At 54.0% G+C, this 25,532-nt stretch carries 18 protein-coding genes and 2 tRNA genes; 12 read left to right on the plus strand and 8 right to left on the minus strand.

Going from position 1 to position 25,532, the window contains the following annotated elements:
- Window positions 1-5: 5 nt before the first annotated feature.
- Complete coding sequence (gene aldA, locus QWJ10_RS17935) at window positions 6-1,433, plus strand: aldehyde dehydrogenase (RefSeq protein WP_289928572.1); 1,428 nt, start codon at window positions 6-8, stop codon at window positions 1,431-1,433.
- Between the two features lie 334 nt (window positions 1,434-1,767).
- Here aldA and QWJ10_RS17940 read toward each other — a convergent pair whose 3' ends face one another.
- The 6 genes from QWJ10_RS17940 to glcC form a co-directional block, all read right to left on the minus strand.
- Complete coding sequence (locus QWJ10_RS17940) at window positions 1,768-2,544, minus strand: PoNe immunity protein domain-containing protein (protein WP_289928575.1); 777 nt, start codon at window positions 2,542-2,544, stop codon at window positions 1,768-1,770.
- A gap of 475 nt (window positions 2,545-3,019) precedes the next feature.
- The gene (locus QWJ10_RS17945; RefSeq protein WP_289928578.1) at window positions 3,020-5,158 is read right to left on the minus strand and encodes a lipase family protein; all 2,139 of its coding nucleotides are present in this window, start codon (window positions 5,156-5,158) and stop codon (window positions 3,020-3,022) included.
- Window positions 5,159-5,163: 5 nt separating this feature from the next.
- A complete protein-coding gene (locus QWJ10_RS17950; RefSeq protein ID WP_019364492.1) occupies window positions 5,164-5,991 on the minus strand; it encodes a hypothetical protein in 828 nt (275 codons plus the stop codon).
- Window positions 5,988-6,818, minus strand: coding sequence for a DUF4123 domain-containing protein (locus QWJ10_RS17955; protein WP_289928581.1), 831 nt, complete (start codon window positions 6,816-6,818; stop codon window positions 5,988-5,990). The genes QWJ10_RS17950 and QWJ10_RS17955 overlap by 4 nt, the downstream gene beginning before the upstream one ends.
- Window positions 6,815-8,890 carry a type VI secretion system tip protein VgrG gene (locus tag QWJ10_RS17960; protein WP_289928583.1) on the minus strand — a complete coding sequence of 692 codons (2,076 nt, stop codon included), beginning with the start codon at window positions 8,888-8,890 and terminating at the stop codon, window positions 6,815-6,817. Before QWJ10_RS17960 ends, QWJ10_RS17955 begins: the two co-directional genes overlap by 4 nt.
- A 115-nt stretch (window positions 8,891-9,005) precedes the next feature.
- Window positions 9,006-9,779: a transcriptional regulator GlcC gene (gene glcC, locus QWJ10_RS17965; protein WP_010796003.1), complete on the minus strand. Its 774-nt coding sequence runs from the start codon at window positions 9,777-9,779 to the stop codon at window positions 9,006-9,008.
- Window positions 9,780-10,013: 234 nt separating this feature from the next.
- On the opposite strand from glcC, the gene glcD reads away from it, so the two are divergent.
- The 11 genes from glcD to QWJ10_RS18020 all read left to right on the plus strand — a co-directional run bounded on the left by glcD (window position 10,014) and on the right by QWJ10_RS18020 (window position 25,247).
- Window positions 10,014-11,513, plus strand: a complete 1,500-nt coding sequence (glcD, locus tag QWJ10_RS17970; protein ID WP_289928587.1) for a glycolate oxidase subunit GlcD — start codon at window positions 10,014-10,016, stop codon at window positions 11,511-11,513.
- Window positions 11,514-11,521: 8 nt separating this feature from the next.
- The gene (glcE, locus tag QWJ10_RS17975) at window positions 11,522-12,580 is read left to right on the plus strand and encodes a glycolate oxidase subunit GlcE (RefSeq protein ID WP_289928717.1); all 1,059 of its coding nucleotides are present in this window, start codon (window positions 11,522-11,524) and stop codon (window positions 12,578-12,580) included.
- The gene (gene glcF / locus QWJ10_RS17980; RefSeq protein WP_289928590.1) at window positions 12,580-13,860 is read left to right on the plus strand and encodes a glycolate oxidase subunit GlcF; all 1,281 of its coding nucleotides are present in this window, start codon (window positions 12,580-12,582) and stop codon (window positions 13,858-13,860) included. The genes glcE and glcF overlap by 1 nt, the downstream gene beginning before the upstream one ends.
- Window positions 13,829-14,236: a heme-binding protein gene (locus QWJ10_RS17985; protein WP_289928592.1), complete on the plus strand. Its 408-nt coding sequence runs from the start codon at window positions 13,829-13,831 to the stop codon at window positions 14,234-14,236. Before glcF ends, QWJ10_RS17985 begins: the two co-directional genes overlap by 32 nt.
- A gap of 29 nt (window positions 14,237-14,265) precedes the next feature.
- On the plus strand, window positions 14,266-16,440 hold the full coding sequence (locus QWJ10_RS17990; RefSeq protein ID WP_289928594.1) for a malate synthase G: 2,175 nt from the start codon (window positions 14,266-14,268) through the stop codon (window positions 16,438-16,440).
- A 185-nt stretch (window positions 16,441-16,625) separates the two neighbouring features.
- Entirely contained in the window at window positions 16,626-18,401 is a 1,776-nt protein-coding gene (locus QWJ10_RS17995; protein WP_289928596.1) for an acyl-CoA dehydrogenase C-terminal domain-containing protein, read from the plus strand.
- A 273-nt stretch (window positions 18,402-18,674) separates the two neighbouring features.
- Entirely contained in the window at window positions 18,675-18,833 is a 159-nt protein-coding gene (locus QWJ10_RS18000) for a YqaE/Pmp3 family membrane protein (RefSeq protein ID WP_010795996.1), read from the plus strand.
- Between the two features lie 145 nt (window positions 18,834-18,978).
- The gene (locus QWJ10_RS18005) at window positions 18,979-22,524 is read left to right on the plus strand and encodes a response regulator (protein WP_197871418.1); all 3,546 of its coding nucleotides are present in this window, start codon (window positions 18,979-18,981) and stop codon (window positions 22,522-22,524) included.
- A 2-nt stretch (window positions 22,525-22,526) separates the two neighbouring features.
- A complete protein-coding gene (locus QWJ10_RS18010; RefSeq protein ID WP_289928600.1) occupies window positions 22,527-23,348 on the plus strand; it encodes a protein-glutamate O-methyltransferase CheR in 822 nt (273 codons plus the stop codon).
- A 5-nt stretch (window positions 23,349-23,353) separates the two neighbouring features.
- Entirely contained in the window at window positions 23,354-23,965 is a 612-nt protein-coding gene (locus QWJ10_RS18015) for a chemotaxis protein CheB (protein WP_019367533.1), read from the plus strand.
- Entirely contained in the window at window positions 23,958-25,247 is a 1,290-nt protein-coding gene (locus tag QWJ10_RS18020; protein ID WP_010795992.1) for a hybrid sensor histidine kinase/response regulator, read from the plus strand. The genes QWJ10_RS18015 and QWJ10_RS18020 overlap by 8 nt, the downstream gene beginning before the upstream one ends.
- A 66-nt stretch (window positions 25,248-25,313) precedes the next feature.
- Here QWJ10_RS18020 and QWJ10_RS18025 read toward each other — a convergent pair.
- A tRNA-Gln gene (locus QWJ10_RS18025) sits at window positions 25,314-25,388 on the minus strand.
- A gap of 18 nt (window positions 25,389-25,406) precedes the next feature.
- Window positions 25,407-25,483 (minus strand) — tRNA-Ile (locus tag QWJ10_RS18030).
- Window positions 25,484-25,532 lie beyond the last annotated feature (49 nt).

Below are 25,532 nucleotides of genomic sequence, written 5' to 3' on the forward strand. Positions count from 1 at the left end.
CGGCCATGACCCAACCGTATCAGAACTTCATCAATGGCGCATTTCAGCCCAGCAGCGAGCACCTTGATGTTTTCAACCCGGCCACTGGTGCGCGATTGACCGACGTGCCTGCTTCCAACAGTGATGACGTAAACTGCGCCATCGAGGCCGCACGTGCCGCCCAGAAAGCCTGGGCAAAAAAGCCCGCTATAGAGCGCGCTGGGTACTTGCGCAAAATCTCCGCCAAGATCCGTGAACATGCGCCCCGGCTGGCGCGCATCATTACCGAAGAGCAAGGCAAGGTCAGTGGTCTGGCTGAAGTCGAAGTCAACTTCACGGCTGATTACATCGACTACATGGCAGAGTGGGCGCGCCGCATCGAAGGCGAAATCATCACCAGCGACCGGCCTAACGAAAACATCTTTCTGTTCCGCAAGCCCCTGGGGGTAGTCGCAGGCATCCTGCCCTGGAATTTCCCGTTCTTCCTCATTGCCCGCAAGATGGCTCCAGCTTTGGTAACGGGCAACACCATCGTTATCAAACCCAGCGAAGAGACGCCGATCAACTGCTTCGAATTTGCCAAACTGGTCGCCGAAACTGACTTGCCTCCTGGCGTGTTCAACGTTGTCAGTGGAGCGGGGGAGGTAGGCGGGACGCTCAGCACCCATGCCGGTGTCGACATGATCAGCTTTACCGGCAGCGTCGCTACCGGTGCCCGCATCATGGCGTCGGCTGCACCCAACCTCACCAAGCTCAACCTTGAGCTCGGCGGCAAGGCACCGGCCATCGTGCTGGCCGACGCTGATTTAGATCTCGCCGTCCGCGCCATCCGCGGCTCACGTATCATCAATACCGGACAGGTTTGTAACTGTGCCGAGCGCGTATACGTCGAGCGTGGCGTAGCCGATGAATTCATCTCACGTGTCAGTGCTGCCATGAGTGAAACGCGCTACGGAGATCCGCTTGCCGATCCCTCGGTAGAAATGGGCCCGCTAATCAACCAGGCCGGACTCAATAAAGTTGCCGAGCGTGTGCGTACGGCAGTCAGTCAGGGCGCTACAGTCATCTCTGGTGGCAAGGTCGCAGACCGCCGCCAAGGGTTTCATTACGAACCCACCGTGCTGGCTGGCTGCCGCGAAGACATGACCATCATGCGTGAGGAGATCTTTGGTCCCGTCCTACCAATCCAGATCGTCGACAGCCTGGACGAAGCCATTGCCCTGGCAAACAACTCCGAATACGGCCTCACCTCATCCGTCTATACCCGCAGCCTGAGCAAAGCCATGCAAGCCTGCCGCGAAATTGATTTTGGCGAAACCTACATCAACCGAGAAAACTTCGAAGCCATGCAAGGCTTCCATGCGGGTGTACGCAAGTCAGGGGTTGGAGGGGCGGATGGAAAGCATGGGTTGTATGAATATACCCATACGCAGGTGGTTTATATGGAGTGCTAATAAGATCGCCCACCTAAATGAGTGGGCATCTTTAATTTGAAAAACTTAATTTATTTGCGTATTTAGAAAACTCTTAACCAAGAGCCATAAGGTGCACTGTATTTGTCTACATAATTCTTGGTTATTTCAAATGGGGACCGTATTTAATGCCAGGTGTATCCTTATACGGTCCTGCTTTAGCTACAGCGCTTTTTCTTAGAATAATTTATCAGATCGTTGCCTCTGTTTGATACTTTAATAATTAGGCGGAAACCTTGTAATGAGTTTGCCTAGTATTAAATATTAAGAGTCTGGTCAGAAGAAAGTTTCTCCTGCATAAGCCTTGAATTATGGTTCATTGAGCTATTTTTTGGTTGCGAGCATAAGTGACCAGGTCTTTGGGATACACCATATGACTGATTTGGCTGTCATCTATGCCATAAAGATAGGCCACAGCGCCGGCTTCGAAAGCCCAGTAACCAAAATATGCGCCTTCGGTTGAGGTCATACTAAGATGGGTATCATGCCACGTTGTATGTTTGAATGACGGATACCATTCTTTACAATACTGATTTAGAAGTTTTGAGGCCTCATCTTTAGTTTCGGCATACATTGCATGTATCAAGGTAGTGTAAGGCTTATCATGGTACCATTCATCAATTTCTGCACGATTGGGTAGTACACTTCCTACAAGCTCTTCATAAAGCGTATCTTCAGCTACATATCCTGGATCAACAATTTTAGTAATACGCTCTAGGAGATCCTTGCGATTAAGTAATACAGCTATTCCGATCAGTTGGAGGCAGTCTTCATAATCTTCAAGTTGGTCAAGACCTAGAGGCGACATCCTGGGTTCATTTTCATAACGCCCGAGAGCTAGTTGATAGTTCTCGTAGGCAGAAATTACTTTTTCGAAAGAGTCTTCGATCTGCTGTATTGGCTGTCCAGCTGTATAATCAAGAATCCAGGCCATAAACTCATTTCGAGCTATTAGCATAGTTGCAACTGACTCGGCTTCTTCAGGCGTATCCGCTTGCGGTTTGGTGATTTTTAAGAGTTCGATATCTTCTAATAAATAATTTCTCATGTTTTCGTAATATGGTGAGATCAAGAAAATTTGTCGAGCTTGCATTTGCTACGGCTCCGCACAGATTAGTTGGGTTTCCATATCTTTTCGCTAATGCTATTTAGTAAAGTCCTGACTCCATTTCATCTATAATTAGATGCGGCATTCATGTGACTTTTAGGAGCGTATTTTTAGTAGCAGGCCTCACATGGCGTATTGGTAGGCTGCTCGAATGATCGAGAGGAGCATAAGGATTATGAATCTATCAAATTTTTATTTAAGCTATGGGAGAAGTAAATTTTGATGTAGATGGGTGGTTGTAATTTCGCCTATAGTTAATTTCATGTAAGTATTTAGATGCAAATTATTTTATCGTTTGTCGGTTAGAAATATTTAAATTGCCTGATTTTTGATCTTTAAGTTTTACATTAAGTTGGTGTTTTGATGTTTTTGATGTTTTTGATGTTAGAGATATGTCTTCTAAGAAATTGGCCGCTAACCGCACTTATGAAGCGGTTAGCTTAAGCCTTTTGTAGGTCAACTAGACGTAACTGGGTTTATATGTTCTAGGTATAGAGGCTAGTTGAGGTGTTTTGGACGGTAGGTTTTCATCGTGTTGTTGCCATCGGCTTATTAGGCTTAAAAGCATAGGATTGTTTATTTGAGATCCGTATACATTTTCAAGCGAAATAGGCTTTTGAGCTAGCTCCCTGATACGGCCTAAGGTACGGGGTAAGCGTCTCCTTTCGGCAGCGGCGAAGCTAATAGCTTGTTCGAATTGCTGCCTGCGTAGACTTAAGGAAACTTCTTGGTGTCGGTGTAGGGCGTCATATTTTTGCCAGGCTTGCTTTTCCCATAACTCTAAGTTTTTTTGATAACTATAGATTTCCTTTTCTAACCATTCTTGCTCGCGTTTGGTCAAGCTTTGACCTCCCTGCGCAGCGCTAGCTTTCCAGCGTAACAGCGTTGCATGACAAGCCGGAACATATCCAGCCACTGTAAAGTGTTGCGACATGGAAGCTAGCTGTGCAACGAATAGCGCTCTGTCAGGCATGTCATTTTTAATGTTGGCTGCATAATAAGTACACCCGGCTTCTTCAATTCCTGAACATTCCGGTTGCCAAAGCACTGAGGTAGTTTCCCCTTTGTCAATAGGGAGCGGTAGAAAGTGATGGAGTGTCCCGTGGTGCTGATAGCTGTCACCTTTTAGATTGACAACACCCGCCAAAAATGCCGCGCCGCCTATCCCTGTCGCCCCTGTAATAAGTGCCGCTATTCCAGGGATAAATATTCGCTGGTCTGTGTCCATCCATGTTGCCGGGAGACTTGGAATAGGGTCGTTATGGTTAACAAGCCGATGATGGATTAGTTCGGATGCTCCTTCGACGAACTTTTTATCGCCAGCGCGAGGTGCACCGTAGGTGTACAGTAATACATCATAATTACGCTCCTCTCGGCGTAGCCATTCAGCTAATAGAAGCGCAATGGCCCCCCCTAAACTATGGCCGTTTACGACAATCTTTTGACCAGAGTAAAAGTTGAATAGGTAAGGCTTTACAAACTCTTTAACTGCGAGGAAGGCCTTATAAAATCCGCGGTGCGCCTGTCCTATGCCTTCTTCATAAGGGACTTGTTTAGCATCTATATCGCGCGCGAAGTCTGGTCCCTCCTGAGTGCCCCTGATACCAATTAAAATCATTCGATCATCATGGCTAATATATGCTTGGGTATTAGTATTTGTGTCGTTTAGACTGTGCAATTGCCAAGGTTTTTTTTGTTCACTTTTTTTTGTGTAGTAGAGTGGGTCGAAGGGAATGATTTCTAACCTTTTGGAGTAAGGAACTTCTTCTAAAATAAGATGGTAAGGAGTAACGTCTTTAAAGCGCGCAGGCTCTTCATTTAATGCACCAGTTTCGATGTGTGCCAGTCTGCTGTTTAAGATATAGCCAATGCTGCCAGGGAAAGGATAAGTTGGAGGCATATCTTGGCCTTCAGCATATTTCTCTCCAAAATCTGAATAAGCTAGAGTAGTAAGCAGTGAGAGTTGATAGGCATCAAGTGCTGAAAACTCTGATGTTAGGGAAAGCAGTGGTCTCCAAGCTGTTAAAGCTTTGATTTCTAATAGGTGATGTTTATTAGGTGCAAGGCCAATGCCGAAAGATTTACCGTCATGCTGATTTGAATTGGATGAAAGTTTGCTTGAAGGGCGTGGCGCTAATATATTCGAGGCAGGGGGGAGATGACTAGTAATCTCCACTAAGTCACGTACTTCTACTCGATAAAAGTCAGCATTCTCCTTGACTGCCAACTTAGGGTTTGTACTTAATTGATTGCTGTTTCGCCTTTGGGTTTGCTCTGCTGCAGCTTGTAGTTGTGTAATAGGAAGAGAGAAATTTTCACGGGTTGTTATTTTGTCGTACCAGCTATCAATGTCTCCTTTGTATTTTTCAGGGAATCTGAGGATAGAAGGTCCACAGTAAATATTACTAATCTTAGCATATCCTTTCTCATCAAGAGTCCCAGTGTATTCCTGGCCCTGGCTATCTATTAGAGAATAGGATAGGTTTGCGTAAGGGTCGCTTTGTCCAAATTCATCAACCAAACGGAAGCTAACCCAATTATTTTTTCGGGGGCAGCTTTGTCTTTGGCTATTAAAAGCTTTATTGAATGTCTCATCCATGAGTTTTATTCCGTGCAGTTCGGATAGACCGTACACACGCGGCCGTCCATAATGAATTCCCTAAAAGTGGGAGGGGTTTGGCATCTTATATATTTCTTTGTTTCAATACAGGGCTTCCAACCAGATTCTGTTTTTAACCAAGATCCTCTGAAAAATGGACGCTCTTCTTTAGAGTTTTGGATTTCAACATTAATGGTTTTTCCGTCAAGCTCATCGCGTCTTACCGAAGTGCCTACGCCGTCACGTTTGTCATAGTCGTCAGGTACTTGCCAGTTTTCGTCAGCGCCATGACATACAAGGCCTTTAGTGAATACGTCGTTTTTACCCATTAGCCGAAATAGCCACATGCACTTTCCCTTTAAACTCAGCCTTCCGCTGGCAGGAAAATGCTTAGCTGTTTCCGGCAAATTTGTATAAACACCTATTCGTCCACCATCGCGACCAAAATCCCCATCTTTGGGACTGTATTTAGCGAACACGGTTAGATCTACATTCACCAACTTCATTTCGCATCCGGCCTCGTGATACGACAGTGGTATCCGATAGCTAAAGTCCTGTGGCTTGTCTTTGTATTCTGCTCGATGTTGCTCAATGTGAGTGCGAGGAACATAGCCGCCCATTCCCACACTATAAAAAGTGCAGGTGGCTGGTTCGCTCTGTTGGTAGTAGGCAGTAGTTTGAAAAGAGTAGTTTTCAGGGATTTTGCCTGTTAGATCAAAGTGCTTGCTACTAGAATAACTGACACTACTAATAGCGCCTTCCTTTATGAAAGTGCCAACCCAAGAACAAGATGTAAGGGCTGATAGAATTAAAAGTAGAATAAAATTTTTCATTTTTCTTGAGGCCTGAAGAAGCTCTGGCAGCGATTAAAGTGTGCTAAGGGAAGCTCGTCTGGTAGGGGCTCCCAGGCTGGGTGATTGAGCTGGTTTAATCTGTTGTGCATAAGCAGGAAAAATAGCTGATATGCATCTTTCCATTGGTAGATTTCAACTTTAGTTAAACAATCTTTCAGCCATGTGCGAATATTTAGTTTCTTGGCCAGCTCTGTTGTTTCGGCTGGTTGGTTTTCCCATAGCCACTGTTCCAAGTTTAGGATATTAATTTCTTGCTTTATCTCGTCTGGTTCGGAATAGAGCCAAGGGAAAGGCGCTTCTGGTAACTGAGAGAGGCTAGGGTTTGGATTGTTATATTCTTTCCATTTTTCCGAGTGCCAATATAAAACACTTTCAAAGGGTCCTAGAAGATAAGGAGCTTGTTCATGTTTCAAATAGGCGAGGCTTCTAGCTATTACGCGGGGGTCTTGAAAACGGTAAAGGGATATTTGTTCATCTTCATGTATTTCTATCCTGGCCTGTAAGTGTTTTTTTATAGCAGAAAATTCATGGAATTCTGTACAGGCTAACCAACCCCAGTCCCTTTCTGGATGTTGAATTAGACGTTGAATAGCTACGTTGCCCATGTCTTCAATTCTGATTAGCCAAGGTGCGATGGCAGAAAGCTCTTCATAAGACGTGCCCTGGTAAAGATTGGCGTATTCCTTGATGGCCCCTGATCCGAATAGCTCCGGTATAGGGTTAGGTTCGGCTAATGAGTCAATAATTAAATAAAGCGATCGCTGCTTATTTATTTGGGTTTGGATCCACGAATAGACGGGGCTCATCTTGCTGAATGTCCTATATCACACACACCTTCACGACATGCCTCGCATATTGGGCAACGGCTTGCACCTAGCTGCCGGGCCCTTATAGCCATTTGCAGTTGTACATTGGCTAGTGCTAGCTTGGGTAGTTTCCCCGCCTTATCACTATCCGCTGCCCATGGAGCAAGCGGCCCCAGGATCTGAATGCCGGAACCGATACCAGGGCTTCCACCTGAGTTGATGTTTACCGCTGCTCCCATCAACGTAACGCCACTGGGATCGAGTTTTATGAAGGCGCCGCCTGCCTTGGCGGTCAGTTCAAGGCCTGCTTCGATAACGACCTTGCTTCCGGCATACAGGTGGATCTCATTACCGGTCTCGATGTATTGCCCGTTACCCAGCTTAATGTGCTGATTCTGGCCCACCGTGAGGTGGTCATTAGCCTTGATCTCGGTTTTACGGTCCAGGTCTGTCGTGTGGTGCTCTTCAGCCTTGAACTCCGTGTAGCTATTCGCCTCGATACGGTCGTGGCGCTCATGGCCGACGCGAATTTTCTGGTCGTGCTCAATGTTCTCGTCCCAGTCTCGCTGGGCGTGGATATAAATCTGTTCCTGACCTTTCTTGTCTTCGATGCGCAGCTCGTTGTAGCCGCCACCGCCTGGAGTGCTCAAGGTCTTGAAGACGGTGCGCGTCTTGTTGGCGGGCAGGTCGTACGGGACGACGTTTTCCTTGTGATACAGGCAGCCGGTGATCAAGGGCTGATCAGGGTCAGCCTCAAGAAACGTCACCAGCACTTCCATCCCAATACGGGGAATGGCGATGCCGCCGTAGCGGTCACCGGCCCAATTACTGGCTACACGGAGCCAGCAACTGGTCTGTTCATTGGCCTGGCCTTCACGATCCCAGTGAAACTGGACCTTTACGCGACCGTATTCATCGCAATGGATTTCTTCGCCCTGGGGGCCGGTCACGATGGCCGTTTGACTACCCAAAACAGAGGGCTTGGGATGCTCAAGAGCCGGGCGGTAGGGGACGTCCCATGGGGTAGCGGTAAAGCGGTTGCGGTAGCCTTGGGTGAAACCATCCTCTTTAGAGACGTCACTGGTGACAGACTCTTCCAACACCTGAGGCTGTCTTCCTTCATGGAGGACTTCCTGGATAAGCCAGAGCGCATTCCAGGACGTGCGGGGGTGGCTGGTCAACGGTAGAAAGTGCCCGCTGACCAGACCCGCGTCGCTTTGTCCTTCTGCGAGTTGTGAATCAGACTGATGGCGTTCCAATGCGCGTTGGGCAAGGTGTTTGCCCCGAGTACGATCGGTAAAGCGGCCCGGATAGTCATAGTCCTCCAGATCAGGGGAGGACGGACCCTGGTAGGCTGCCTCCATCAACAGGCGTGGCTTCTCGAAGTTGTAATCGCGGCGTGTAACCCGACTGGTTCGCGTCGCCAACCGTACACCGAAACGGCGAACGACTTCATGCTGAGCCGCTAAGCCAGAGTCTTGCTGATAAGGCACAGATGAGAGCTTGGGGAAGACAGTCTGATCATCTCCAAATACAAGTACATGCCCACTGCTGCTGTGCTGAAAGTGGTAGCTCAGGCCTTCTTCTTCACAGAGACGCTGGATGAAATGTAGGTCGCTCTCATCGTATTGAACACAGTAGTCCCTCGGTGGATAGACCGTCTTGCCGAGCTGGAAGCGGTAAGCTCCTTCGAACAGGCCATGCTCTTTGAGGATCGCTTCGATGATCTTGGGGACGGTAAGCTGCTGAAAGATACGCTGATTGACGCGGTGCGCCAGGTAGGCCAGTTGAGGCACAAGGCTGACACGGTAGCGCGTCAGGCGCTTGCCCGAGTCGCCTTGAGCGGCGCGGTAGACCAGCCCGTGAACACCGCAGCCGCTAGGGCCAAAAGCAAGGTAGGCCGGCTTGTGCAGCAGGCTTTCCAGATCGAGATCAGGCTGTTCGCTGACAAGTTCGATATCGAAACGATACGTCTGATTGAGGGCTTCGTGGCCTTCGAAGCTCAGGACCTGCAGGTCTGTCGACAGGCCGTCGAGCGAAAGGGTGATGTGGCTTTCATTTGCGTCCAGCATCCTGCTGAGCCTTCTTTCCGTGAAGAACAGGGCGCGGAGAGTGCCGAACTAGACCGCATATTACCGTGAGCTGTGTCGCAATAATGGCTATAGGGCAATAAACCTGCCCGAATGGTTAGACCCATCCCTCCAGTCGCATTGTTGCGCGAACCAGACGTTGCTCTTCCTGTTCGATCTCCCGCAGATTGTCACGAATACTGTGGATATGGTCGAGCGCCGCGCGACGGGCCTGATCGGGCAAACGCTGGGTAACAGTCTGATAGAGGCGGGTGTGCTGGCGGTCGATCTGCCTGCGTTGCGGCGGGCGGTGATAGAGGTTGGCGATACAGGCAAACACCGATCCGAGCAGCAGATCATTCAACGACTGGAGGGTATGCACCAGGACGGGATTGTGTGATGCCTCGCTGATGGCAAGATGAAACGCATGGTCCAATCGGGCATGGGTATCTGCGTCCAACGCTTCCGGGTTTTCACAAGCCTCGCACAGCGCCTGATAACGTCGGCCAATCAACACAAAGTCCGCCTCTGTACCGCGCAAGGCTGCCAACCGGGCGGCTTCTCCTTCGAGCAGGGCGCGCACTTCGAGCAGGTCGAAGAGCGTACGGGGTTGACTGCCAAACAGGTGCAGCAGTGGGCTGGTGTCATTCGAGGCGCTGAGGCGAGCTACAAAGGAGCCGCGGCCCTGGCTGGTTTCAATGATGCCCCTTGCTCTCAGCACACCGAGTCCTTCACGCAGGGCCGCCCGCGAAACCCCCAGCTTGTCGCACAGGCGACGCTCGGAGGGCAGGGCTTGCCCGACCTTTAATACGCCATCGACGATCAGTCGTTCGATCTGCTCGCTTACAGCGTCGGCAACCTGTCTTCGCTTAGTGACTTCAAGAGTGCTCATGGCTCTGGTCTGACCAGTTGATAAAGGCTTAGTGGGCATGAGTGCCTGGTCTTTCGTCAAGGTGCATGGCGCCTGTGGGGTTAAGACTTTCGGCTAAGGCTGAGTATTAAAAAACTGGTCTGACCAGCTTTTAGTGGCATAGACGTCTTGGCAAACGGGGAGTAAAAGAAAAGCACGTAGCCTTGAAAGGCCCAGGCCCTCCGGCACAAAAACAACAAGATCGGTACTCTGGCAATGAATATCCTGTATGACGAACGCGTCGATGGCGTACTGCCCAAGATCGATAAGGCCAGTCTGATTAAGGCACTGGAGGCCGCGTTGCCCGGCGTTCAGCTCCTCCACGCACGCGAAGACCTGAAACCCTACGAGTGTGATGGCTTGTCGGCATACCGCACGACGCCCATGGCCGTCGTGCTCCCGAATACCATTGAGCAGGTGCAGACCTTAATGCGGCTCTGCCATGAGCGTAACGTCCCGGTCGTTGCGCGGGGAGCAGGGACAGGGCTTTCCGGTGGTGCTCTGCCGCTGGAGCAGGGCGTGCTGCTGGTCATGGCGAAATTCAATCGGATCCTTGAGGTTGACCCGGATGCGCGCCGTGCACGGGTTCAGCCCGGCGTGCGCAACCTGGCGATTTCCCAGGCAGCCAACCCGTATGGGCTGTATTACGCACCTGACCCATCCTCCCAAATCGCCTGTTCTATTGGCGGCAATGTGGCTGAGAACGCAGGGGGGGTGCACTGCCTGAAGTATGGACTTACGGTGCATAACATCCTGAAGGTCGACATTGTGACCATCGAGGGAGAACGTCTGACGTTGGGTAGTGAGGCGCTGGACACGCCCGGGTTTGATCTGCTGGCCTTGTTCACGGGTTCGGAAGGACTTCTGGGTGTGGTGGTGGAAGTGACCGTCAAGCTCCTGCCCAAGCCGCAAACGGCCAAGGTGCTGATGGCCAGCTTCGACAATATTGAAAAAGCCGGTCGAGCAGTCGGCGATATCATCGCTGCAGGCATCATTCCTGGTGGTCTGGAAATGATGGATAACCTCTCCATTCGAGCGGCGGAAGATTTCATCCATGCAGGCTATCCGGTGGACGCCGAGGCTATCCTCCTGTGTGAGCTGGATGGGGTGGAGTCTGACGTTCATGCCGACTGCGATTGCGTTCGTGATGTCCTGGCGCGGGCCGGGGCCACCGAGATTCGGCTGGCCCGGGACGAGGCCGAGCGGCAGAAATTCTGGGCAGGCCGCAAAAACGCATTCCCGGCAGTAGGCCGGATTTCTCCCGATTACTACTGCATGGACGGCACCATTCCCCGCCGTGCATTGCCGGGCGTTCTCAAAGGAATTGCGGATCTGTCCGAGCACTACGGCCTGCGGGTTGCCAATGTCTTCCATGCCGGGGACGGCAACATGCATCCGCTGATCCTGTTTGATGCCAATCAGCCGGGCGAACTTGAGCGCGCAGAAGAGCTGGGCGGCAAGATCCTCGACCTGTGTGTGGAGGTAGGTGGCAGCATCACCGGTGAGCATGGCGTAGGGCGAGAAAAGATCAACTCCATGTGTACGCAGTTCAAGCCTGATGAATTGACGTTATTTCACGCCGTCAAGAAAGCCTTTGATGAGAAGGGATTGCTCAACCCGGGCAAGAACGTGCCGACGCTGCACCGCTGCGCTGAGTTTGGCGGCATGCATGTACATCACGGCAAGCTGCCTTTTCCTGAACTGGAGCGCTTTTGATGGACGCCATGACTGCTTCCCATGATGCTTCTCAGACGCTTCAGGACGAAGTGCTGCAGGCTATTGAACAACGTCAGCCGCTGCGCATCCGGGGCGGCGACAGCAAGCGTCACCTGGGCCGACCGGTAGACGGTATGGAAATCGATGTGCGCGCCCACCGAGGCATCGTTACCTATGATCCCACTGAGCTTGTAGTAACGGTGCGGGCGGGCACTCCACTGGCTGAGTTGGAGGCTGCGCTGGAAGCCAACGACCAGATGCTGCCCTGCGAGCCGCCGCATTTCGGCCCGGGCGCGACGGTAGGCGGCATGATTGCGACGGGCTTTTCCGGCCCGCGTCGGCCTTGGGTAGGCTCGGTACGGGATTTCGTTCTGGGGACCCGGGTCATCACAGGCGAGGGCAAGCACCTGCGCTTTGGCGGTGAAGTCATGAAGAACGTGGCGGGCTATGACCTGTCTCGCCTGCTAGCTGGGAGCTTTGGTTGTCTGGGACTGATCACCGAGGTGTCTCTCAAGGTTCTGCCCAGGCCGCGGACGTGTACCCGTCTAAGGTTGGAGCTGGATGCCCCGCGCGCGCTGAGCAAGCTGGCCGAGTGGGAGCGCCAGGCCATTCCGCTGGCAGGGGCCTGCCATGATGGCCGCGCATTACATATTCGTCTGGAGGGCGGTGAGGGTTCTGTCGCGGCCGCTCGGGATCGCATTGGAGGTGAAGACCTGTCCGTTGCGTACTGGACTGATCTGCGCGAGCACCGACTGGAATTTTTCGCTGATCCACGTCCACTGTGGCGCCTGTCGCTACCCAATCACATCCCTGTATTGGAGCTGCCCGGCTCGGTCCTGATGGATTGGGGCGGTGCCCAGCGGTGGCTGAAAAGCGATATGGATGCCGCCACGCTCAGGCCTCTTGTCGAGCAGGTCGGGGGGCATGCCACCTGTTTCACGCCTGATATCACGCGCGAGCCATTCCACCCACTGGCACCTGCGCTTCTCAAATATCAGCGTCAGCTCAAGCAGCAAATGGACCCGCATGGGCTGTTCAATCCTGGTCGACTGTATGCGGAGCTGTAATGCAAACAATACTAAGTGAAGAAGCACGTCGCCTACCGCAGGCAGCGGAGGCCGAACGCGTACTGCGTAGCTGCGTACACTGCGGCTTCTGCAACGCGACCTGCCCGACCTATCAACTGTTGGGCGATGAGCTGGATGGCCCTCGCGGGCGTATCTACCTGATCAAGCAGATGCTGGAAGGCGGACCCGTAACAACGAAAACACAACTGCACCTGGACCGCTGCCTGACCTGTCGCAACTGTGAGACGACCTGTCCGTCCGGCGTGACTTACCACAATCTGCTGGATATCGGTCGTGCCGAGCTGGAGCGCCGCGTGCCTCGCCCCATGAGTGAGCGCCTCCTGCGGGCCGGCTTGCGCGCCGTGCTACCGCGTCCTGCGTTATTCAAGACGCTGGCGGGTGCAGGGCAAACATTGCGCCCACTCTTACCGGATGCGCTAAAGAGCAAGCTTCCTGCCGATCCGCTTCCCGCGGGAGAGCGTCCGGCGGTACGTCATGAGCGACACGTGTTGATGCTGGAGGGCTGTGTTCAACCAGGACTATCGCCCAACACCAACGCTGCAACGGCGCGGGTGCTGGATCGCTTGGGGATTAGCGTAGTCGATGCGCCGCGAGCAGGATGCTGCGGCGCCGTTGAGTTTCACCTTAATGCCCAGCATGACGGACTTGACCGTGCCCGCCGCAATATCGATGCCTGGTGGTCTGCCGTGGAAGCAGGCGCGGAGGCAATTGTGCAGACGGCCAGCGGTTGCGGCGCATTCGTCAAGGATTACGGTCATCTGCTGAAGGATGATCCCGCCTATGCCGCCAAGGCCCGCCGGGTATCCGAGCTGGCAAAGGATATCGTCGAGGTGGTTCGTGCCGAGCCGTTGGAGCGGCTGGTGGTGAGTGCGGATCATCGGTTGGCCTTTCATTGCCCCTGTACCCTACAACATGCCCAGAAGCTGGGCGGCGCTGTAGAGGAGGTCTTGCAGCGTCTGGGCTATACGCTGGCGACGGTGCCAGACGCCCATCTGTGCTGCGGCTCTGCCGGCACCTATTCGCTCACTCAGCCGGAGCTGTCTCGTCAGTTGCGAGACAACAAGCTCGCCGCGCTCGAGAGTGGGCAGCCCGATCTGATCGTTACCGCCAATATCGGTTGCCAGACCCATCTGGGCGGTGTTAGTCGTACACCAGTCCGACATTGGATCGAGATTGTCGATGCCGCTCTGAATTCCGAACCCTACCATCCTCACGTGGAGAATCTGCATGCAAAGCAAAGCCGTCCTGACCGTCACTGAAGTGAATCGCATCCTGGAGGCCGCACGCGCCGAGGCCGAGCGCAACCAGTGGGCCGTCTCCATTGCGGTAGTGGACGATGGCGGACATCCGCTGGCGCTGCTCAGGCTTGACAATGCCGCGCCAACCAGCGGCTACATCTCTACGGAAAAAGCCCGGACCGCAGCCCTGGGGCGCCGTGAGTCTAAAGGGTTTGAAGACATGATCAATGGCGGACGCACCGCTTTTCTGTCCGCGCCGGTGTTGACTGGCATGCTGGAGGGTGGTGTACCGGTCATGGTCGAGGGACAGGTCGTCGGCGCGGTAGGCGTTTCAGGCGTCAAGGCCGATCAGGATGCACAGGTGGCCAAAGCGGGTGCTGCGGCTGTTTTGGGTTGAACCGATAAGAAGAACACAGGGATTACGACATGACTCAACGCACTTCTTGCCATCGCTTACAGGTAGCCACCTCCTTGCATCGCTTTGTCGAGGAGCAAGTGTTGCCCGGTACTGGCATCGACAGCGCAGTCTTCTGGCAAGGCTTCGATGCTCTGGTGCATGACTTGGCACCGCGTAACCAGGCACTGCTGGCCGAGCGTGATCAGATCCAGGCAAAGCTGGATGACTGGCATCGTGCCAATCCTGGCCCGATCAAGGACATGGCAACCTACCGCCGCTTCCTAGAGTCCATTGGCTACCTGCTGCCGCAGCCGGAGAAGGTCCAGGCGACCACAGCCAATGTCGATACTGAAATCGCGCAGCAGGCTGGTCCGCAGCTGGTTGTACCGGTGCTCAATGCGCGTTATGCCCTAAACGCTGCGAATGCGCGCTGGGGCTCGCTTTACGATGCACTCTACGGCACCGACGCCATTCCAGAAGACGAAGGCGCCGAGAAAGCCAAGGGCTACAACCCCGCTCGCGGAGCCAAGGTTATCGCTTACGCCCGCGACTTCCTGGACCGGACCGTTCCGCTGGCCAAAGGCTCCCATAAAGAGGCGACGTGCTACCGGGTCGACGGTGGTCGTCTCGTGGTAGATATGAAAAATGGGGCCTGCGAGCTGGCCGACCCGTCCGCCTTTGTCGGCTATCAGGGCGATGCGTCCGAACCATCGGCCATTCTGCTCAAGCACAACGGCCTGCATTTTGAAATTCAGGTCGATCGTCACTCCCAGATCGGCCAGACCGACTGTGCTGGTGTGAAGGACATCCTGATGGAGTCGGCCGTCAGCACCATCATGGATCTGGAGGACTCGATTACTGCTGTGGATGCACAGGACAAGGTCCTGGCTTACCGTAACTGGCTGGGCCTGATGAAAGGTGATCTGGCCGAAGAAATGACCAAGGGTGACAAGCGCTTCACGCGTACGCTCAACCCGGACCGTGAGTATAAGGCGGCCAACGGTGAGAGCCTGTCGCTGCACGGCCGCTCGCTTCTGTTCGTACGTAATGTCGGTCACCTGATGACCAACCCGGCCATTCTGTATGCCGATGGTCAGGAGATTCCTGAAGGCATCATGGATGCCGTGATGACTGTGACCATCGCCCTGCATGATCTGGCGCGCCGTGGCAATTCCCGTACCGGCTCCATTTATATCGTGAAGCCAAAGATGCACGGACCGAAGGAAGTGGCTTTTGCGGCTGAATTGTTTGGACGGGTCGAGTCCATGCTGGGACTGCCTGCCGACACGATCAAAATGGGTATCATGGATGAGGAACGCCGTACCAGCGTCAACCTCAAGGCCTGTATTGCCGAGGCGGCTTCCCGCGTGGCCTTTATCAATACCGGTTTCCTGGATCGCACCGGTGACGAGATGCACACCAGCATGGAAGCGGGTGCGATGCTGCGCAAGGGCGACATGAAAGGAAGCAAGTGGATCGCTGCCTACGAGCGCAACAACGTCCTGGTTGGTTTGTCCTGCGGGCTGCGTGGCCGCGCCCAGATTGGTAAGGGCATGTGGGCCATGCCTGACCTCATGGCCGCCATGCTGGAGCAAAAGATTGGTCATCCCAAAGCTGGCGCCAATACCGCCTGGGTGCCATCGCCTACGGCTGCGACCCTGCATGCGCTGCACTACCATCAGGTCGATGTGCAGGCGATCCAGCAAGAACTGGAGCAGGTCGATGTCAACGCCGCCCGTGACAGCATTCTGAACGATTTGCTGACCATTCCAGTTGTCGAGTCTGCCAACTGGTCTGCCGAGGAGATTCAGCAGGAGCTGGACAACAACGCCCAAGGCATTCTGGGTTATGTCGTGCGCTGGGTAGACCAGGGTGTCGGCTGCTCCAAGGTGCCGGATATCCATAACGTCGGCCTGATGGAAGACCGCGCCACACTGCGTATCTCTAGCCAGCATATTGCCAACTGGTTGCGCCACGGCGTAACCAATCAGGCACAGGTGATCGAAACGTTGCAGCGGATGGCCCGTATCGTGGATGAGCAAAACGCAGGTGACTCCCTGTATCGCCCCATGGCGCCCAACTTCGAAACGTCCTATGCCTTCCGGGCCGCCCGGGACTTGGTTCTAAAGGGACGCGAACAGCCTAACGGTTACACCGAGCCGCTGCTTCACGAGTGGCGATTGAAAGCCAAGGCAGGCTTGTAAAAGCCTTGAAAAGGGACGCTAACAGCGTCCCTTTTTCGTTGGCTCAAGCAAGGATCAGGTGGGTGACCGAAGCTGACTGTCTGGTCGCATCATGAACCTATGGCCCTTTTGGCGTGTTCGCTACACTCAGGGAATACTCATAAAAAAGCGCCGGATACCCTGCGCCTCTGCTGGAGGATTGCCCCATGGCTGACTACCAAGCTCCCCTACGTGATATCCGTTTCCTGCTCAACGATGTGTTCAGGGTGCAGGAGGCGTGGCAGCAGTTACCTGAGCTGGCGGAACGGGTCGATACCGAGACGGCCGACGCTATTCTGGAAGAGGCGGCCAAGGTGGCTGCCCGCACTCTGTCTCCACTCAACCGCAATGGGGATGAAGAGGGCTGCCGTTGGGATGGGGGCAAGGTGATTACGCCAAAAGGCTTCCGGGAGGCGTATACCGTCTATGCCGAAGGCGGTTGGGTAGGCGTAGGTGGTGATCCTGAGTACGGCGGTATGGGCATGCCCAAGGTGATTTCTGCTCAGGTCGAGGAAATGGTCCATGCGGCCAATCTATCCTTTGGCCTGTACCCCATGCTCACGGCAGGCGGTTGCCTGGCCATCCATGCCCATGCTAGCGAAGAGCTGAAAACGCGGTATCTGCCCAACCTCTATTCCGGTGTATGGGCAGGCTCCATGTGCCTGACCGAGCCCCATGCTGGCACAGACCTGGGTATCATCCGCACCCGTGCCGAACCGCAGGCGGATGGCAGTTATGCCATTACCGGTACAAAGATCTTTATTACCGCCGGTGAGCATGACCTGACGGAAAACATCATCCACCTGGTGCTCGCGAAGCTCCCGGACGCACCCGCCGGCTCCAGAGGCATTTCACTTTTTCTCGTCCCAAAGGTCTTGGTCAATGAGGACGGCAGTCTTGGCGAGCGCAATACCCTGGCGTGCGGCTCCATCGAGCACAAGATGGGTATTCATGGCTCCAGTACCTGCGTAATGAACTTTGATGGCGCCAAAGGTTATCTGGTCGGTGAACTCAATAAAGGGCTGGCTGCCATGTTCACCATGATGAACTACGAACGTCTGGGCGTAGGCATTCAAGGACTGGGAGCAGGGGAGCGTTCCTATCAGAGTGCCGTTGAGTACGCCCGAGAGCGCCTGCAAAGCCGCGCGGCAACCAGCCCTTCTGCGCCCGACAAGGCGGCTGACCCTATCATCGTTCATCCTGACGTACGTCGCATGCTGTTGACCATGAAGGCCTTGAACGAGGGCGGTCGTGCATTTTCCACCTATGTTGCGATGCAGCTCGATATCGCCAAGTTCAGCAACGATGGTCAGGCGCGCTCACGTGCCGAAGGCATGGTGGCGCTATTGACTCCTGTAGCCAAGGCTTTCCTGACAGATCTGGGACTCGAGATTTGCGTGCATGGCCAGCAGATCTTTGGTGGACATGGGTACATTCGTGAATGGGGGCAGGAGCAGCTGGTACGAGACGTTCGTATTACCCAGATCTACGAAGGCACCAACGGTATCCAGGCGCTGGATCTGATGGGGCGCAAGGTCGTAGGATCGGCGGGAAGCCTGTATCGGCCTTTCTCGGAAGAGATCAGAGCCTATATCGAAATGCTGAATGGCAAGTCGTCCGAGTTTGCCGAACCGCTGCGAGCAGCGCTGGATAACCTGGATGCCCTGACCGAGTGGGTCATGAACGAGGCCAAAACCAATCCGAACGAGATAGGTGCAGCATCGGTAGAGTACCTGCATGTGTTGGGCTATACCGCCTATGCCTACCTGTGGGCGCGCATGGCTGAAGCCGCATTGCAAAGCGATCATGCCGAGCTGCGCAGTAGCAAGGTCGCAACGGCGCGGTTCTACTTTGCCCGACTGCTGCCTCGCATTCATTCGTTGACGGCTTCGGTAAGGGCAGGCAGCGGCGTGCTGTATGAGCTGGAGGCCGCACAGTTCTGATGTAAGCAAATACTTACAGGATGTTGCATGACTTGGCTCTATTAACCCTACATTTATAGGGAATATCATTCAGCTATCGAGTTCAGCGCAGGAAGCGCCCCAGTTAAAACAGGGAGTTAGAGGACTGCACCAGGACGGTGCCCGATACGGAAATCCTCCATAGTCTGCAAAGCCCCGCTACGGCGGGGTTTTTTCTGCCTGGCATTCGAGGAACCGACTCCCGTGCAATAGGTCTTATAGCTGTTTCGACGGCCTGTTACGAGGAGCTTGCAAATGGACCTGATCAGAATTATCTGCGCCATCATCCTTCCGCCCCTAGGCGTTTTCCTCCAGGTTGGTCTCGGAGGCGCTTTCTGGTTGAACATCCTGCTGACCCTTTTGGGCTATATTCCAGGCATTATTCATGCTGTCTGGATCATTGCTCGACGTTAGTCTAGTCAATGGATAATCCGGCTCGCGATTGAATTAATTGAACGCGGGCCGCTTCGCTTTCCGTTTTTTCGTGCATGCTTGCCGTACTGCGGCTGCCTTGCAGCAGGTGGCCGCTTTTTCATTCATGACTGATATTGAGTAACGCATGAATCGTGAGTCGCCTGTCGATCAGCAAAGCTTTCGTCGAATCCTGAGCCGTAACCTGACTCTGCCATTAGGGATCGGTTTTCTTACTTCGGCGTTCTTTGTTGCTGTCGTTTATTACCTTCTTTCCGTAAACCAGTGGATCGAGCATACCGATCGGGTTATCAGTAGCAGTAACAATGTATTCAGGCTCGCGGTAGATCTGGAAACAGGTATGCGGGGTTATCTGCTAAGTGATGATCAATCCTTTCTTGAGCCCTACCAGCGTGCACAGGCTACGTTTCAGCCTCAGTTGGATGAGCTGAAAAGTCTGGTGTCAGATAACGAAGTCCAGCTACGTCGGCTTGAGCGCATTGAAAGCTTGCATCGTTCCTGGCGCGAATATGCGACACGAATGATCGCGTTGAATCAGCAGAACGGCGACTTCATGAAGCACGTACGCGACGGCGAAGGCAAAGACTTGATTGATGCTATCCGTCGCGACTTCAATGATTTCATTGCATTGGAGCAGCAGCAACGAGCCGAGCGTAGTTCAACGGCCAGTCAGGCCACCATCATCATTGTTGCGTCATTTCTGTGTGTTAGCCTCTTGCTGAGCGGTCTGCTGGCCTTCCTGGGGCGCCGTGAACTGACGCGCTTGTCCAATACCTACACCACAGCGCTGGATCAGCAGCTCGATCATGCCGAGCAAATGCAACGGCAGGCTTGGTACCGTGCTGGACAGATGCAGCTCTCCGAACAGGTGATTGGCCAGCAGACACTGCCTCTGCTAGGGCAAAGCATCCTGCAATTCCTGGCCCGTTATCTGGGCGCTTCTGCGGGGGCGATCTATATCGTCCAGGACGATAACCGCAAGCTGGAGCGCGTAGCCGAATATGCATTGAGCGAAGAGAACCTTTCCACGAGACGCACGCTGGCCCTGGGTGAAAGCCTGGTGGGACAAGCGGCTCTGGAGTCGCGCATCATTGAGCTAAAGGATCTGCCGCGTGATTATCTGAAGGTCAGCTCGGCTGTTGGTGAGACTACTGCTGCAGCGGCCCTCATCGTACCAATTGAAAGTGATGGTATGGTCAATGGTGTGGTGGAGCTCGGCTTTACCCGCAGTCTGGAAGCGCGGGATACCGAGTTGCTCAAGCTTGTCTCCTCGGCGATTGGTTCCTCCATCGAGTCCGGTAAATACCGTCAGCGCCTGCAAAAGCTATTGGCTGAAACCCAGCAGCTCAACGAAGAATTGCAGGTACAGCAGGAAGAGCTCCGCACCGCCAACGAAGAACTCGAAGAGCAGTCCCGTGCGCTCAAGGAATCCCAGGCGCACCTCGAGCAGCAGCAGGCGGAGCTTGAACAGACCAACGAGCAGCTCTCCGAGCAGACCCATGAGCTGCAACAGCAGCGCGACATGCTGGACGAGCGCAACAGCCTGCTCAATGCAGCGCAGACTGAACTGGAAGAGCGGGCCCGCGAGCTTGAGCGTGCCAGCCAGTACAAGTCCGAATTCCTGGCCAACATGTCCCATGAACTACGGACACCGCTCAACAGCTCGCTTATCCTGGCCAAGCTGCTGGCCGATAACACGGATGCGAACCTTACTGCCGAGCAGGTCCGCTTTGCAGAGTCCATCTATTCTGCTGGCAATGACCTGCTCAACCTGATCAACGATATCCTCGACATTTCCAAGGTCGAGGCAGGCATGCTGGAAATCAGGCCTGAGCAGGTGTCTGTCAAGCGTGTTGTCGACACCCTGAAAAACTCGTTCAATCCCGTGGCCGATAGCCGTGAGCTGTCTTTCACGGTGGATCTTGCCGACGATCTGCCTGGCTTTGTGTACTCGGATCGGCAGCGTATCGAACAGATTCTCAAAAACCTGCTTTCCAATGCATTCAAGTTTACCGAGCGAGGCGGCGTCACGCTCAAGGTGACGCTCGACCAGAATCAGGTCGCGTTCGCGGTCACCGACTCGGGCATTGGGATTGCGCCAGATCAGCAGGAAGTCATCTTTGAAGCCTTCCGTCAGGCCGATGGCGCAACGACCCGTCGTTACGGCGGTACCGGTCTGGGACTTTCCATTTCCCGCGACTTGGCCAAGCTGCTGGGGGGCTCCATTGAAGTACAGAGCGTTCCGCAGCAGGGCAGTACCTTCACCTTGCGCCTACCACTGCAATATGAGCAGCCACTCATTGCCGACGCACCTGCTTCCCGTGTTCAGGCAGCTCCCGCACCGCGTCCTGCCAGCGAGGCGCCAGCTCCAGTCGCGGTTGCTGCATCCGTTGCTGCCGCGCCGTCATCGGCGCCAGTGACGGCTGACGAAATAAGTCCGGCCCGACCGAGACCATTCCCGGACGACCGCGAAAGCTTCCCCTTCCCGGATCGCAAGGTGCTGGTGATTGAAGACGAGCCGCAATTCGCGCGTATTCTTTACGATCTGGCCCATGAGCTGAAGTACAGCTGCCTAGTGGCGCACGGGGCTGATGAAGGCTTCGACATCGCAACCGAGTTCACGCCGGATGCCATCCTGCTGGACATGCGCCTGCCCGACCATTCAGGCCTTACCGTGCTTGAGCGGCTCAAGGAAAACCCCCGTACACGGCATATTCCGGTGCATGTGGTGTCGGTCGAGGATCGGGTCGAAGCAGCCATGCACATGGGGGCCGTTGGCTATGCCATGAAGCCTACCACCCGTGATGAGCTCAAGACCGTCTTCAGTCGACTCGAAGCCAAGTTTTCGCAGAAGATGAAGCGCATTCTCCTGGTCGAAGACGATGCGCTACAGCGCGACAGCATTACCAAGCTCATCGGTGATTCGGATGTGGAAATCACGGCAGTAGAGCTTGGCCAGGAAGCGCTTGAGCTGCTGCGCAACAATATCTACGACTGCATGGTAATCGACCTCAAGCTGCCCGATATGGAAGGCAACGAGCTGCTTGAGCGCATGGCCAATGAGGAAATCTGCTCCTTCCCGCCGGTCATTGTCTATACCGGGCGCAGTCTGACCCGTGACGAAGAAGCGAACCTGATGAAGTACTCGCGCTCGATCATCATCAAGGGAGCCCGTTCGCCCGAGCGTCTGCTGGATGAAGTCACACTCTTCCTGCACAAGATCGAAGCCGACATGCCGCCTGAGCGTCAGAAAATGCTCAAGACTGCCCGTAGCCGCGACAAGGCATTCGAAGGTCGCAAGCTCCTGTTGGTAGATGACGACGTACGCAATATCTTCGCCCTGACCAGTGCGCTCGAGCAGAAGGGAGCAATCGTCGAAATCGCTCGCAATGGTCTTGAGGCGGTGGAGAAGGTACAAACGATCGAAGGTATCGACCTTGTACTCATGGATATCATGATGCCAATGATGGACGGCTATCAGGCCATGCAGGAAATTCGCAAGATTCCTTACCTGCAAAAACTACCCATTATTGCCATTACTGCCAAGGCCATGAAGGACGACCAGGAGCGTTGTCTGCGTGCCGGTGCCAATGACTATCTGGCCAAGCCTGTCGATCTGAACCGGCTGTTTTCATTAATCAGGGTATGGATGCCGTCACTGGAGAAGCTGTAACCATGTGTCCCGACCGTACCCTGGATATTGAGCTGCGCTTGCTCATCGAGGGTATCTATTTCAAATACAGCTACGACTTTCGGGACTATTCCGGCGCTTCGCTCAAGCGCCGAGTGCTCCATGCGATGTCGAAGTTTGAATGCGAAACCATTTCAGAGCTGCAGGCTCGCGTGCTGCATGATCCGCAGCTGTTCAGCGAGCTGCTCCAGTTCTTGACGATTCCGGTCAGTGAGATGTTTCGTGACCCCACCTATTATCTGGCCATTCGAGAGCACGTGGTCCCCGTGCTCAAGACCTATCCATCGCTCAAGATCTGGATTGCTGGTTGCAGTACGGGGGAAGAAGTCTATTCCATGGCCATCCTCTTCAAGGAAGAGGGGCTGCTGGACCGTACGTTGATTTACGCCACCGATATCAATCCACAATCGCTGGATCGTGCCCGGCAGGGCGTCTTTCCGCTAGAGCGGGTGCGTAAATACACACAAAGCTATCAGCAAGCCGGCGGCAAGAGCTCCTTTTCCGACTATTACACAGCCGCCTATGATGGGGCGCTGTTTGATAAGTCACTGATGGCCAATGTCACCTTTGCCGACCATAGCCTGGCTACGGACATGGTGTTTTCCGAGACACACTTCATCTCTTGCCGAAATGTCCTGATCTATTTCAACAAGGGTTTGCAGAATCGCGCGTTCGGTTTGTTTCATGAGTCGCTGTGCCACCGGGGCTTTCTCGGACTCGGCAGCAAGGAGTCGCTCGATTTCTCTGCCTATGCGGGTCATTTCGAACCGGTCGTCAAAAAAGAACGACTTTTCAGGCGGTTATAATCGTCATGAAACAAGGGCCGGATACCCTCTTTTCGCTGCCGCAGCGGCAAATTGAAGCAATTGTTGTAGGCGCTTCCGCGGGTGGGCTACAAGCACTTAGTGTACTATTGGTCGGCTTGGTCGAAACTTTTCGCCTGCCTATCGTCGTGGTAGTACACATGCCCGAGGACAAGGACAGTAAACTAGCGGAAATTTTCCGGCTGCGTCTGGAGATAGACGTCAAGGAAGCAGATGAAAAGGAACCGCTGCACCCTGGCACGCTGTACTTTGCGCCGCCTGGGTACCATCTGCTGATCGAACAGGACAAAACGCTCTCCCTGAGCCGGGAAGAGCGTGTGCACTTTTCGCGGCCTTCAATCGACGTATTGTTCGAAAGTGCTGCAGACGTATTTGGCGAGCACCTTTGTGGTGTTCTACTGACCGGAGCCAATGAGGACGGCGCGGCAGGCTTGAGAGCGATCCACCGTGCCGGTGGGTTGACCGTTGTTCAGGATCCGGCTGAAGCCTTCGTGCCTACGATGCCGGAAGCTGCTCTCAAGTTGTTTACTCCTGATTTCGTTTTGCCTGTCAGAGACATTAATACATTGCTCGTCGAGCTGGAACAGAACAATGCTTAAAGAAGTGAATACAGCAAAGATTCTCATCGTTGACGATCTTCCAGAGAATCTTTTGGCACTTGAGGCGTTGTTGAAACACGAGGACCTCTCTGTATTCAAAGCAGGTTCTGCCGAGGCTGCGCTTGAGCTATTGCTCGTGCACGAATTTGCGCTTGCCATTCTGGACGTGCAGATGCCGGTCATGAACGGCTTCGAGCTTGCCGAAATGATGCGAAGCACTGAGAAGACCAAACATATTCCAATCGTCTTTGTCAGTGCTGCCGGTCATGACCGCAACTATGCCTTCAAAGGCTATGAGAGCGGAGCTGTAGACTTTCTTTACAAGCCGCTCGACATCCATGCGGTCAAGAGTAAGGTCAGCGTATTCGTGGACCTGTACCGGCACCGCAAGGGCATGCGGCGTCAGCTTGAGGCGCTTGAGCGTAGCCGTCAGGAGCAGGAGGTGCTGCTGGCCGAGCTGCGCCAGACGCAAGTTGAATTGCAGCATGCGGTGCGGATGCGCGACGACTTCATGTCTATCGTTTCTCATGAGCTGAAGACCCCGCTCAATACTCTGATTCTTGAAGCCCAGCTGCGCAAGATCTACCTGGGCAAGAACAACATGGCAGCTTTTACGCCTGAAAAGCTGATGGAGATGGTCGAGCGGGACGAGCGTCAGGTACAGAAGCTGGTACGTCTGATCGATGACATGCTCGACGTATCCCGTATCCGGACGGGCAAGTTGTCTATTCGACCTTCCCGTTTCGACCTGGTGAAACTGGTTTCCAGTATCGTCGAAAATTTCATGCCGCAACTCAACGCGACTGGCTGTGACGTCACGGTAGAGCTTCCCGAATACATCGAAGGGGAGTGGGACGAATTCCGAATCGAGCAGGTTGTTGCCAATCTGCTTACCAATGCCATGCGCTACGGTGCAGGCAAGCCCGTTCATGTGAAACTGGATGTCAAGGACGGCTGTGCTGTACTTAGCGTACGGGACTTTGGTATCGGTATCTCGCCTGAGAATCAGGAGCGTATTTTCCGCCAGTTTGAGCGCGCTAGTGGAAGCGAAGGCGTTGCAGGGCTGGGCTTGGGGCTTTATATCGCCGATCAGATCGTCAAGGCGCACCGTGGCACGATAGGCGTCAGCAGCATCGAAGGGCAGGGGGCTACGTTCAGCGTGACGCTTCCTCTCGGCGAGTCGACGGCGACTGAATCGGCTAAGCCGAGGCTGACCCTAGTAGAGACAGGCATGCATTCCGCGCAGGGCTCGGCCTCCGGATCGTCAGGTCTGAAGGCGTAAGGAGAGCAGAAACAAAAAAGGCTTACCGAGGTAAGCCTTTTTTATTGCGCGCTTGGCGCTGAGATATGGCAGGGGCGGCTGGATTCGAACCAACGCATGGCAGGATCAAAACCTGCTGCCTTACCGCTTGGCGACGCCCCTGTAATACTTTCGAATATCTGGTGGGCCCGGAGAGACTCGAACTCTCGACCAAAGGATTATGAGTCCTCTGCTCTAACCGACTGAGCTACAGGCCCTACGAGAGGGGCGCATTATACCCATATAGAAGCAAATGGCAAAATAAAG

Origin of the sequence: Pseudomonas sp. WAC2 (assembly GCF_030403525.1) — a bacterium.
GTDB classification, from domain to species: domain Bacteria; phylum Pseudomonadota; class Gammaproteobacteria; order Pseudomonadales; family Pseudomonadaceae; genus Chryseomonas; species Chryseomonas luteola.

What these genes read in the sequence shown, in the direction of transcription:
- aldA (WP_289928572.1), top strand. Translation starts at nt 6, where the DNA reads ATGACCCAACCGTATCAGAACTTCATCAATGGCGCATTTCAGCCCAGC.
- QWJ10_RS17940 (WP_289928575.1), bottom strand. Translation starts at nt 2,544, where the DNA reads ATGCAAGCTCGACAAATTTTCTTGATCTCACCATATTACGAAAACATG.
- QWJ10_RS17945 (WP_289928578.1), bottom strand. Translation starts at nt 5,158, where the DNA reads ATGGATGAGACATTCAATAAAGCTTTTAATAGCCAAAGACAAAGCTGC.
- QWJ10_RS17950 (WP_019364492.1), bottom strand. Translation starts at nt 5,991, where the DNA reads ATGAAAAATTTTATTCTACTTTTAATTCTATCAGCCCTTACATCTTGT.
- QWJ10_RS17955 (WP_289928581.1), bottom strand. Translation starts at nt 6,818, where the DNA reads ATGAGCCCCGTCTATTCGTGGATCCAAACCCAAATAAATAAGCAGCGA.
- QWJ10_RS17960 (WP_289928583.1), bottom strand. Translation starts at nt 8,890, where the DNA reads ATGCTGGACGCAAATGAAAGCCACATCACCCTTTCGCTCGACGGCCTG.
- glcC (WP_010796003.1), bottom strand. Translation starts at nt 9,779, where the DNA reads ATGAGCACTCTTGAAGTCACTAAGCGAAGACAGGTTGCCGACGCTGTA.
- glcD (WP_289928587.1), top strand. Translation starts at nt 10,014, where the DNA reads ATGAATATCCTGTATGACGAACGCGTCGATGGCGTACTGCCCAAGATC.
- glcE (WP_289928717.1), top strand. Translation starts at nt 11,522, where the DNA reads ATGACTGCTTCCCATGATGCTTCTCAGACGCTTCAGGACGAAGTGCTG.
- glcF (WP_289928590.1), top strand. Translation starts at nt 12,580, where the DNA reads ATGCAAACAATACTAAGTGAAGAAGCACGTCGCCTACCGCAGGCAGCG.
- QWJ10_RS17985 (WP_289928592.1), top strand. Translation starts at nt 13,829, where the DNA reads ATGCAAAGCAAAGCCGTCCTGACCGTCACTGAAGTGAATCGCATCCTG.
- QWJ10_RS17990 (WP_289928594.1), top strand. Translation starts at nt 14,266, where the DNA reads ATGACTCAACGCACTTCTTGCCATCGCTTACAGGTAGCCACCTCCTTG.
- QWJ10_RS17995 (WP_289928596.1), top strand. Translation starts at nt 16,626, where the DNA reads ATGGCTGACTACCAAGCTCCCCTACGTGATATCCGTTTCCTGCTCAAC.
- QWJ10_RS18000 (WP_010795996.1), top strand. Translation starts at nt 18,675, where the DNA reads ATGGACCTGATCAGAATTATCTGCGCCATCATCCTTCCGCCCCTAGGC.
- QWJ10_RS18005 (WP_197871418.1), top strand. Translation starts at nt 18,979, where the DNA reads ATGAATCGTGAGTCGCCTGTCGATCAGCAAAGCTTTCGTCGAATCCTG.
- QWJ10_RS18010 (WP_289928600.1), top strand. Translation starts at nt 22,527, where the DNA reads ATGTGTCCCGACCGTACCCTGGATATTGAGCTGCGCTTGCTCATCGAG.
- QWJ10_RS18015 (WP_019367533.1), top strand. Translation starts at nt 23,354, where the DNA reads ATGAAACAAGGGCCGGATACCCTCTTTTCGCTGCCGCAGCGGCAAATT.
- QWJ10_RS18020 (WP_010795992.1), top strand. Translation starts at nt 23,958, where the DNA reads ATGCTTAAAGAAGTGAATACAGCAAAGATTCTCATCGTTGACGATCTT.